Annotated in this window: 8 protein-coding genes and 12 tRNA genes; 17 read left to right on the forward strand and 3 right to left on the reverse strand. The window is 41.5% G+C overall.

Going from position 1 to position 9437, the window contains the following annotated elements:
- Positions 1-45 precede the first annotated feature (45 nt).
- The 16 genes from K1I44_RS14640 (at position 46) to K1I44_RS14715 (ending at position 7206) form a co-directional block, all read left to right on the forward strand.
- Positions 46-121, forward strand: a tRNA-Asp gene (locus tag K1I44_RS14640).
- Positions 122-144: 23 nt separating this feature from the next.
- Positions 145-220: transfer RNA gene (locus tag K1I44_RS14645), tRNA-Phe, on the forward strand.
- A 42-nt stretch (positions 221-262) separates the two neighbouring features.
- Positions 263-338: transfer RNA gene (locus K1I44_RS14650), tRNA-Thr, on the forward strand.
- 5 nt (positions 339-343) lie between these two features.
- Positions 344-428 (forward strand) — tRNA-Tyr (locus K1I44_RS14655).
- 10 nt (positions 429-438) lie between these two features.
- Positions 439-512 (forward strand) — tRNA-Trp (locus K1I44_RS14660).
- 8 nt (positions 513-520) lie between these two features.
- Positions 521-596: transfer RNA gene (locus K1I44_RS14665), tRNA-His, on the forward strand.
- Positions 597-613: 17 nt separating this feature from the next.
- A tRNA-Gln gene (locus K1I44_RS14670) sits at positions 614-688 on the forward strand.
- Between the two features lie 5 nt (positions 689-693).
- A tRNA-Gly gene (locus tag K1I44_RS14675) sits at positions 694-765 on the forward strand.
- 11 nt (positions 766-776) lie between these two features.
- Positions 777-850, forward strand: a tRNA-Cys gene (locus K1I44_RS14680).
- Between the two features lie 11 nt (positions 851-861).
- Positions 862-947: transfer RNA gene (locus K1I44_RS14685), tRNA-Leu, on the forward strand.
- A gap of 58 nt (positions 948-1005) precedes the next feature.
- A tRNA-Leu gene (locus K1I44_RS14690) sits at positions 1006-1090 on the forward strand.
- Positions 1091-1425: 335 nt separating this feature from the next.
- Positions 1426-2787 carry a GH1 family beta-glucosidase gene (locus K1I44_RS14695; protein ID WP_219986596.1) on the forward strand — a complete coding sequence of 454 codons (1362 nt, stop codon included), beginning with the start codon at positions 1426-1428 and terminating at the stop codon, positions 2785-2787.
- Positions 2788-2955: 168 nt separating this feature from the next.
- Complete coding sequence (locus tag K1I44_RS14700) at positions 2956-4242, forward strand: ABC transporter substrate-binding protein (RefSeq protein WP_219986597.1); 1287 nt, start codon at positions 2956-2958, stop codon at positions 4240-4242.
- A gap of 58 nt (positions 4243-4300) precedes the next feature.
- On the forward strand, positions 4301-5227 hold the full coding sequence (locus tag K1I44_RS14705; RefSeq protein ID WP_219986601.1) for a carbohydrate ABC transporter permease: 927 nt from the start codon (positions 4301-4303) through the stop codon (positions 5225-5227).
- Positions 5228-5247: 20 nt separating this feature from the next.
- Positions 5248-6087 carry a carbohydrate ABC transporter permease gene (locus K1I44_RS14710; protein WP_219986598.1) on the forward strand — a complete coding sequence of 280 codons (840 nt, stop codon included), beginning with the start codon at positions 5248-5250 and terminating at the stop codon, positions 6085-6087.
- 69 nt (positions 6088-6156) lie between these two features.
- Positions 6157-7206 carry a LacI family DNA-binding transcriptional regulator gene (locus K1I44_RS14715; RefSeq protein ID WP_219986599.1) on the forward strand — a complete coding sequence of 350 codons (1050 nt, stop codon included), beginning with the start codon at positions 6157-6159 and terminating at the stop codon, positions 7204-7206.
- Between the two features lie 32 nt (positions 7207-7238).
- On the opposite strand, the gene K1I44_RS14720 is transcribed toward K1I44_RS14715, so the two are convergent.
- Together K1I44_RS14720 and K1I44_RS14725 are read right to left on the reverse strand one after the other, a co-directional pair.
- Complete coding sequence (locus tag K1I44_RS14720; protein WP_003399151.1) at positions 7239-7568, reverse strand: ArsR/SmtB family transcription factor; 330 nt, start codon at positions 7566-7568, stop codon at positions 7239-7241.
- On the reverse strand, positions 7569-7988 hold the full coding sequence (locus K1I44_RS14725; protein WP_370628020.1) for an SRPBCC family protein: 420 nt from the start codon (positions 7986-7988) through the stop codon (positions 7569-7571).
- 437 nt (positions 7989-8425) lie between these two features.
- Here K1I44_RS14725 and K1I44_RS14730 point away from each other — a divergent pair.
- Positions 8426-8499 (forward strand) — tRNA-Gly (locus tag K1I44_RS14730).
- 80 nt (positions 8500-8579) lie between these two features.
- Here K1I44_RS14730 and K1I44_RS14735 read toward each other — a convergent pair.
- A complete protein-coding gene (locus tag K1I44_RS14735) occupies positions 8580-9242 on the reverse strand; it encodes a B3/B4 domain-containing protein (protein WP_003399156.1) in 663 nt (220 codons plus the stop codon).
- Positions 9243-9437 lie beyond the last annotated feature (195 nt).

The raw sequence follows: 9437 nt of genomic DNA on the forward strand, positions 1-9437 counted from the left end.
TAACCCGAAGGTCGCAGGTTCAAATCCTGCCCCCGCAACCAAAATGGTCCCGTAGTGTAGTGGTTAACATGCCTGCCTGTCACGCAGGAGATCGCGGGTTCGAGTCCCGTCGGGACCGCCACTATATAAGTGAATTACTTAAACGGCTCGGTAGCTCAGTCGGTAGAGCAAAGGACTGAAAATCCTTGTGTCGGCGGTTCGATTCCGTCCCGAGCCACCATTTTGAATCATATCGGCTTAGTTTGAATATATTTTGTAATATGCCGGCTTAGCTCAATTGGTAGAGCAACTGACTTGTAATCAGTAGGTTGCGGGTTCAAGTCCTGCAGCCGGCACCATATGCGGAGGGGTAGCGAAGTGGCTAAACGCGGCGGACTGTAAATCCGCTCCCTTTGGGTTCGGCGGTTCGAATCCGTCCCCCTCCACCATCTTGACTTTAGGGGCATAGTTTAATGGTAGAACAGAGGTCTCCAAAACCTCCGGTGTGGGTTCGATTCCTACTGCCCCTGCCAAAAACGTGGCGGCTATGGCGAAGTGGTTAACGCACCAGATTGTGGCTCTGGCATTCGTGGGTTCGATTCCCACTAGTCGCCCCATATATACTTGAAAATTTTGGGGTATAGCCAAGCGGTAAGGCAACGGACTTTGACTCCGTGATGCGTTGGTTCGAATCCAGCTACCCCAGCCATACATGCGGAAGTAGTTCAGTGGTAGAACACCACCTTGCCAAGGTGGGGGTCGCGGGTTCGAGTCCCGTCTTCCGCTCTTTGTTTCATGGCGGCATAGCCAAGTGGTAAGGCAGAGGTCTGCAAAACCTTTACCACCGGTTCGAATCCGGTTGCCGCCTCCATTTTTTTGTGCGCCGGGGTGGCGGAATTGGCAGACGCACAGGACTTAAAATCCTGCGGTAGGTGACTACCGTGCCGGTTCGAGTCCGGCCCTCGGCACTGAACAGGCTTGACAAAGCTAGGTGTCGTGGTATAATTGAATCGTTGTATTTAACATGCCGATGTGGCGGAACTGGCAGACGCGCACGACTCAAAATCGTGTGGGGTAGCCCCCCGTGTGGGTTCGACTCCCACCATCGGCACTACAGTAAAAAACTCCTGCATGATTTTGCAGGAGTTTTTTATTTTTTTGACTATTCTCCTCACCTTGCCCTTTATACTTTCCGCAACAATGTGTTAGAACGGCTGTCTTCCTTCGTTACTCCTCCGATATTTTTCGTTATCCGAAATTCTTACCGAAAATTTTCGTTAAATTTATGACGGGATATTGTATAGTTAAGTAAGTGTTTTTCAGTTTTATATAAATATTTTATTGACTTTGTTGTAAGTTCTTATTATGATTGAGTTACGAAACGTTTGGAAGAAAGCGCTTTTATATTTTTTTATTAACGAAAAAATTCGTAGGAGGGTACGATTCATGATTCAGTTTCCGAAAGATTTTGTTTGGGGGGCTGCTACTTCATCATATCAGATCGAAGGAACAGCAACTGGGGAAGATAAAATTTATTCGATTTGGGATCACTTTTCGCGCATCCCTGGTAAAGTAGCGAATGGTGATAATGGAGATATTGCAATCGACCATTACAATCGTTATGTCGAAGATATCGCATTAATGAAAGCGCTTCATTTAAAAGCGTATCGTTTTTCAACTAGTTGGGCGAGACTTTACAGTGAAACGCCCGGGAAGTTCAATGAAAAAGGGTTAGACTTTTATAAGCGACTTGTACATGAATTATTAGAAAACGATATTGAGCCTATGTTGACGATTTACCATTGGGATATGCCACAAACTCTTCAAGAAAAAGGCGGATGGGAAAATCGCGATACTGTTCATTATTTCCGAGAGTACGCTGAGTTTCTTTACAAAAATCTAGGAGACGTTGTAAAGAAGTGGATTACTCATAATGAACCGTGGGTTGTGGCTTATTTAGGATATGGTAACGGTGAACATGCACCAGGCATTCAAAACTTCACATCATTTTTAAAAGCGGCTCATCACGTTCTTCTCTCCCATGGTGAAGCTGTAAAAGCATTTCGAGAAATTGGCCCGAAAGATGGAGAGATAGGGATTACATTGAACTTAACACCTGGATACGCGGTAGATCCACAAGATGAAAAAGCTGTTGATGCGGCGCGAAAATGGGATGGCTTTATGAATCGTTGGTTTTTAGATCCTGTCTTCAAAGGGCATTATCCGCAAGACATGTTAGAAGTATATAAAGATTATTTACCGGATGTTTATCGAGAAGGGGATTTACAGACAATTCAACAGTCTATTGATTTCTTCGGATTTAACTACTACTCAACGGCAACATTAAAGGATTGGAAAAAAGGTGAACGTGAGCCGATTGTGTTCGAACATGTAAGTACAGGAAGACCGGTGACAGATATGAACTGGGAAGTAAATCCGAACGGCTTGTTCGACTTGCTTGTTCGTTTGAAAAATGATTACGGTGACATTCCGTTATACATTACAGAAAACGGTGCAGCATACAAAGATTTTATCAATGAACAAGGTAAAGTAGAAGACGATGAGCGAGTGGCGTATATACAAGAGCATTTAGCAGCTTGTCATCGTGCCATTGAACAAGGTGTGAATTTAAAAGGATATTATGTATGGTCGTTGTTTGATAATTTTGAGTGGGCGTTTGGTTACGATAAACGTTTTGGAATTGTATACGTCGATTATGGGACGTTAGAGCGAATCCCGAAAAAGAGTGCATTATGGTATAAAGAAACGATCATCAATAATGGCTTTGAAATGAAGCGATATAAATGAAGGAGGTGATGGGGGAAACGAAAAAGTTTTCTTCGTAATAGCGCAAATTGGGGATCGGCCGCTACTACAAAGAAAACTAAAAGAATTATACCGTGCAACAAATAAATAGGCAAACGAAACGTCGTAAAAGACATGAAACATCCTAATTGAAAACAAGGGGGAAAGAAAATGAAGAAGCGAGCTCTCATGTTGTTGTTAACATTTGTGTTAATGATTGCGACTGCTTGTGGCAACCAGTCTCAAAGTGAGAATGAGTCAAACGGAAAAGGATCAAGCGACAAAGTGAAGTTGAACATGTGGGTATTCGGAAGCACAGGGTATGAAAAACTAGCTGAAGAGTATATGAAAGATCATCCGAATGTTGAAATTAAAATTCAATCAACACAATTTGATGACCATCATAACGCACTATTTACGGCTTTATCAGCTGGAAGCGGTGCTCCAGATATTGCGATGATTGAAGTGAATAACATTGAGCGTTACCGCGAAGCGCAAGATCGTTTTTATAACTTATACGATTTTGGTGCAAAAGATTTGAAAGACCAATATTTAGATTGGAAATGGCGCATTGGTGAAAGTGCGGATGGAAGCTTCTTATTTGGTCTTCCAACAGACATTGGCCCAACAGCGATGTTTTATCGCGCGGATGTGTTTGAAGAAGCAGGGCTTCCAACTGATCCGGCAGAAGTTGCGAATTTGATTCCGGACTGGAATGCGTACGAGCAAGTTGCCGCTACAATTAAAGAAAAAACAGGAAAACCAATCGCTGATAATATTGAGCTTGTGTACAACGCGTTGCGCGATCAAGCGCCTGTACAATATTTCAACGAAAAAGAAGAGCTGCTCATTGAAAAAGAGCCGTACATTAAGCAAGCGTACGATTACACAGTTCGTTTAATTCAAAAAGGCTATCTTGGCAGCAATGGTTTATGGACTCCAGAATGGGGAAATGCGATGGAGAAAGGAAGTTATGCAACGTTGCTTGCACCAGCTTGGATGCAAGGGGTTGTTAAAGGGAACGCACCGAATTCTGCTGGCAAATGGTTGATTACAGATATGCCAGGTGGAGCAGGAAACTGGGGTGGATCGTATTTAACGATTCCAAAAGAGTCAAAACATGCACAAGAAGCATATGACTTTATTCAATGGCTTGTAGCTCCTGAACAACAGTTAAAGTCGTTTAAAGATATGGGGTTATTCCCATCAGCTCCGTCTGTATATGAAGCGCCAGAGTTTAAAGAATATAAAGATGAGTACTTCGGTGGTGTAAATACAGCTCAAGTATTTGCTGACGCAGCACAAAAAGTAAAAACGGTATATATGGGTAAAAACTATACAACCGTTCAAGCAGAAATTGTAAAAGCGTTGACAAACGTGCAAAAGAAAAAAGCTGACCCAGAGAAAGAATGGGAAGAAGCTATTAAACGCATTAAACGTCAACTTGAGCGTCAATAAAACATATGAGGAAGGGGGTCCCCCTTCCTCCAACATGATTTTTTTGGAGGGAAATATGATGATATCCCATAATCAAACGAATGTAGCCGTCCGTCCAAAAGGGTTAAGTGATAAGAAGAAAACAGCGTTAGCTGGCTACTTGTTTATTTCTCCATTTTTCATCTTATTTGCGATATTCGGGGCTTTTCCGATGGTGTTTAGCTTTTACTTAGCTTTTCAAAAGTGGAATGGCTTTGGTGATATGACGTTTGTCGGTTTTAACAACTTTTCGTTCATCTTTACTGATCCACTGTTTTGGAAATCGATTTATAACACGATTGTAATTGGTTTACTCGGAACAGGACCGCAGTTAATTGCCGCGTTAATTTTAGCGGTAGCTTTGAACTCGGCGATTGTTAAATTTAAGAGCGTATTTCGCGTTGCTTACTTCGTGCCAAACGTAACATCGATTGTTGCGGTAGCGATCGTTTTTACCGTTTTGTTTAGCGAGCAAGAAGCGGGATTAGTGAATGCGACACTTCGTTTATTTGGGATTTCGCCAGTGAGCTGGCAAACATCTGAATGGGGAGCGAAAATTGCGATTGCGACGATGATTTTTTGGAGATGGGTTGGATATAACTCCATTATTTTCTTAGCGGGATTGCAAAGTATTCCGAAAGATCTTTATGAAGCTGCAGAAATTGACGGGGCGAAGAAATGGCAACAGTTTCTTTTCATCACTGTGCCGATGTTAAAGCCGATTATCGTATTCGTTGTGTTTACAGCAACGATTGGGTCGCTACAAATTTTTGCAGAACCATTGATTTTCGGAAGTGGGTTTAGAGAAGAAAGTATGACTATCGTTTTATATTTATGGAGAGAAGCGTTTTCGAATAACGCATTCGGAACTGCCTCTGCGACAGCCGTTTCGCTATTTTTACTCATCATTGTATTTACGACAATAAACTTTTTCGCGTCCAATCGTTTAGATAAATCGGGTAAGTAACCGCACGGAGGTGAATGAAGATGACTACGTTACGTAAAAAAGGATTTGTGAATAAAGTAACGATCCACGTACTTTTAATAATCGGGGCGCTATTGTCCGTTTTTCCGCTTTATTGGATGTTTGTAATGGCAACACAGCCGAATCACGTTATTAACCAATTACCGCCAGCGGTCGTACCAGGAGATAAGCTGACAGAAAACTTCCAAAATGTGTTAGATAATATCGACTTTTTCGGCGCTATGTGGAACTCTTTGATCGTTGCTAGCTTAACAACGATTGGTGTGTTGTTTTTCTGTTCTCTCGCAGGCTTTGCTTTCGCGAAGTTGCAATTTAAAGGAAGAGATAAGTTATTTACGGTTATTTTAATTACGATGATGATTCCGCCACAATTAGGATTAATTCCGCAATACTTCATTATCACGAAGTTAGGTTGGCTAAATGATTTAAAAGCGATCATCGTTCCGGGATTAATGAATGCGTTCGGTATTTTTTGGATGCGTCAATATATTAAAGATGCGATCCCTGATGAGCTCATTGAAGCAGCGAAAATTGATGGTTGCAGCATATTTCGAGTGTACTGGAATATCGTCGTTCCGTCGATTTTGCCAGCTTTTGCGACGCTCGGCATTTTAACATTCATGTTCGTATGGAATGACTTTTTATGGCCATTAACGGTGTTGAGAGACGAGTCAAGCTACACGATTCAAATCGCTATCCGCGCACTTCAAGATGCGTATGTTAAAGATTACGGCATGATTTTATCAGGAACATTTTGGGCTACGTTGCCGCTTGTTGTCGTATTTTTAATCTTTAACAAACTGTTTATTTCAAGCTTAACGCAAGGATCTGTGAAACAATAGTGGCGCATTCGCTAAATAAGACGTATGCATTTTTAATGAGAAAATTTGTGCTATAATAAAGGTAAGATTATGAAGTTAAGAAGGGATCGTATGAAAATCACGATTAAAGACATTGCAAAGTTAGCGGGTGTGTCACCAGGTACGGTATCGAAAGTGTTAAATAACTATCATGATGTTGGAGAAGAGACGAAAAAAAGAGTGTTAGAAATTATGGAGCAGACTGGGTATGTCGCTGCTCGAATTCAAAAAGATACAGCCCATAAATCAAGAGTTGTCGGTGTTATTTACGCCGGGGAAATTAACGCCGACTTCAATCATCCGTTTTTTATCGAGGTCATGAACTCCTTTAAAAAAACGATGGGATCGTTCGGATATGACCTCCTCTTTTTTTCAAATGAGCGGTTTGAGGAAGGGGAGGAAGATTACTATGAGCGGGCGATGCGTTACAAAGTAGATGGAGTCATTATCATTAGCGGTGAACGGGTCCAGCCGTCCATTTATCGTTTAGACATGAGCGACATTCCGTGCATCGGTGTTGACATTCCGCTTGAAGGAAGCCGTTCTGCTTACATTATGACAGATAACTATAAAATTTCAGCTAAAGTAGTAGAGCACTTTTATTTGTGTGGCTATCGCCATATCGGTTATATTGGGGGCTTACCGGGGGCGCAAGTGACAAAAATTCGTGAAGAAGGATTTCGAAACACGATGAGAGAATTTGGGTTAACGATTCATGATGAATGGTTCGCTCAAGGGGACTTTTTTGTAGAGAGCGGCTATGAAGCAATGAAAAAGATTTTGCGTTCGTCACAGCGTCCCGAAGCGGTATTTGCGGCGTCGGATTTAATGGCGTTTGGCGCGATGAAAGCGATAAAAGAGCAAGGTTTGAAAGTACCTGAAGATATTGCGGTCGTTGGGTGTGATGATATCGAAGCTTGCAACTATACTGATCCGCCTTTAACTTCCGTTCGGCAAGATAAAGAAAAAATCGGAAGGCTTGCCGCTTATATGTTAAGGGACATTATACATCGCCAATTCCAGCCGAAAGCAGTGATGGTTGAGCCCGAATTAATTATTCGCGAATCTTGCGGCAGCAATCGATTGTATGGATTGACGTAAAGAAAGCCCCCTATCGTTACAAATATAGGGGGCTATGAATGTTCTTTGCTTTCAGCGACATGTTTTAAAATAGATAGCTTATTTCCCCAAAAACGTTCGTAAAATGCAAGCCATTGCTTTAACTCTGTTAACGGCTCTAAATGGAGATAGTAAATCTTTTCTCTACCTGATTTTCGACTTTTGACTAAGTTTGCTTCAGCGAGAATGTTTAAATGCTTCGTAATAGCTGTTCGGCTAATTGGAAAACGCGCTGCAATAGCTGAGATCGGTAGTTCTTTTTTTTCTGCCAGTAAATGCAATACATCTCTTCTTGTTTTGTCTGCAATCGCTTGAAAAACATCGTGTTTTTTTGCCGAGCCCACCTATCGTGTCACAACCTTTCGAAGCTTTTCTAAAATGCCTGTCCAGCCTTGTGCCATACGATCACGGATAACGGATTGTTTTTCATTTGCTTTCGGGAGAATGTCATCTGCTCTTCCCCACCCTCCGTGGATGAGAGTAAATTCTGTTTTGTCTCCTAAGTCTTTTAAGATAAAAGAAACGATCCACCCATCTTTGTCCCAGGAAAAAGAAAGAAGATGGGGTTTTTCTACTTTCAATACTTTACATGGTGAAGGCCCAAAAGGAGTTTGTAAGTGGAACTCATGTCCTTCAATGGGTTGAAAATCATTTGGCATAAACCATGCAGCAATTCCTTCAGATGTAGACACAATATCCCATACTTTTTGAATTGGCGCTTCGATGACAATTGTTTGTTGAATATCTTGAACAGTTTGGCTCACAAATGTCCCTCCTAAATATATAACCATTTGGTTTCATTTTTATTATATGAAACCATTAGGTGTTATGTCAAATTCCTTTCCTATTTGTAGCATGCTACGATACGTATTATCATTTACGTTGCATATCGATTATTGAGGGAATATGTTTTTGAAAAAGTTGTGAGCAAGGTATTGACTTGCCTAGGAGGAGTCGATATAATGTAAAACGTAATTACGAAACAGGGACACCTGTTTTTTATTTTTACATTTTATTCGACAAATTTCTACTTTTTCTGCATGTGCGGGTGTAGTTTAGTGGTAAAACCTCAGCCACGAGCGACCCGTCATCGAGTAATCGGCGAGTTGCCTCGACGCATCCATCATCATCGAGCAAGCGAGTAGAGGAAGAGGCATGACAAAGCATAGAAGTAAAAATGGTTATGTGAGTAATTTATCGCGCGGGTGTAGTTTAGTGGTAAAACCTCAGCCTTCCAAGCTGATGTCGTGGGTTCGATTCCCATCACCCGCTCCATACATACGGGGACAACGCAGTGTTTCGTTTCGAAGATGAACGGGGCATTGCGTTTTTTTATTTCGCCTGCCCCGTGCTTGTTATAATATAAGTTGTGTATATGCATGACCACCATGAATTTGAATAAACATCTTTTTCATTGCTTGTAGTATTTGCTCGCATGTTGTTGTTGTGAATGATGGGAGAAAGTATACGATTTGAATCGCATGTGTCGTTTTGTCTGTAACCATCGTTCGTTTTGAATCGACGATCGGGCTACCAAACGCACCTTGTGCATCTTTTGTGACAAGTTTCTTCTCAAAATTTGTTGTACGATCATTGATGCCGATGTATTCGTCTGCTTCAGTGCCGATTGTGACGACAATGTCTCCGTGTAGATTGTTACGATCATAAATGCCGATAGGAAGTTTATAATATAAGGAAAAAAAGTTATTTACGTCGGCAGCTGAGTGAATAGATGGAATAAAGCTTTGCTTTTGTATGCGACGAAGCAAACTTTCTGATGAGGGGCGATACCGGCTTGGATCTGTGCCGACCTGCTTGAACACCGATCGCCATTCTTTCACTTCAGGCCAGTCAGCCAATGGTGTTTGCTCCATGTCAAAATACAATAGTTCTTGAAATTGACGGAGTTTTCCTTTCAACATATTTGGGGATGCGCCGACGACAATTTGTTCATATGTAATGACTCCAATTTTAAAATGAGCCACATGCTGTTTGATTGTGTCAGAAATGGTTACCATATCGTTCACTCCTTTTTCTTTACATTGTATCATAAACAGCGATGAAAGGAGGGATGGGTAGTGGACGTTGTTTGAGTCAAGACTTTGTGGGAGATTTTTTTCTCGACCGATTTTTTTGGTTATATATGGTTTTATAAAATCGTTATATGTAAGCGCTTTTACTTGCTCTCATCCTGTAGGTATGTGCGTTTTCCC

It is taken from the genome of Anoxybacillus sp. ST4 (assembly GCF_019448545.1).
In the GTDB taxonomy this organism is placed as follows: Bacteria; Bacillota; Bacilli; order Bacillales; family Anoxybacillaceae; genus Anoxybacillus; species Anoxybacillus pushchinoensis.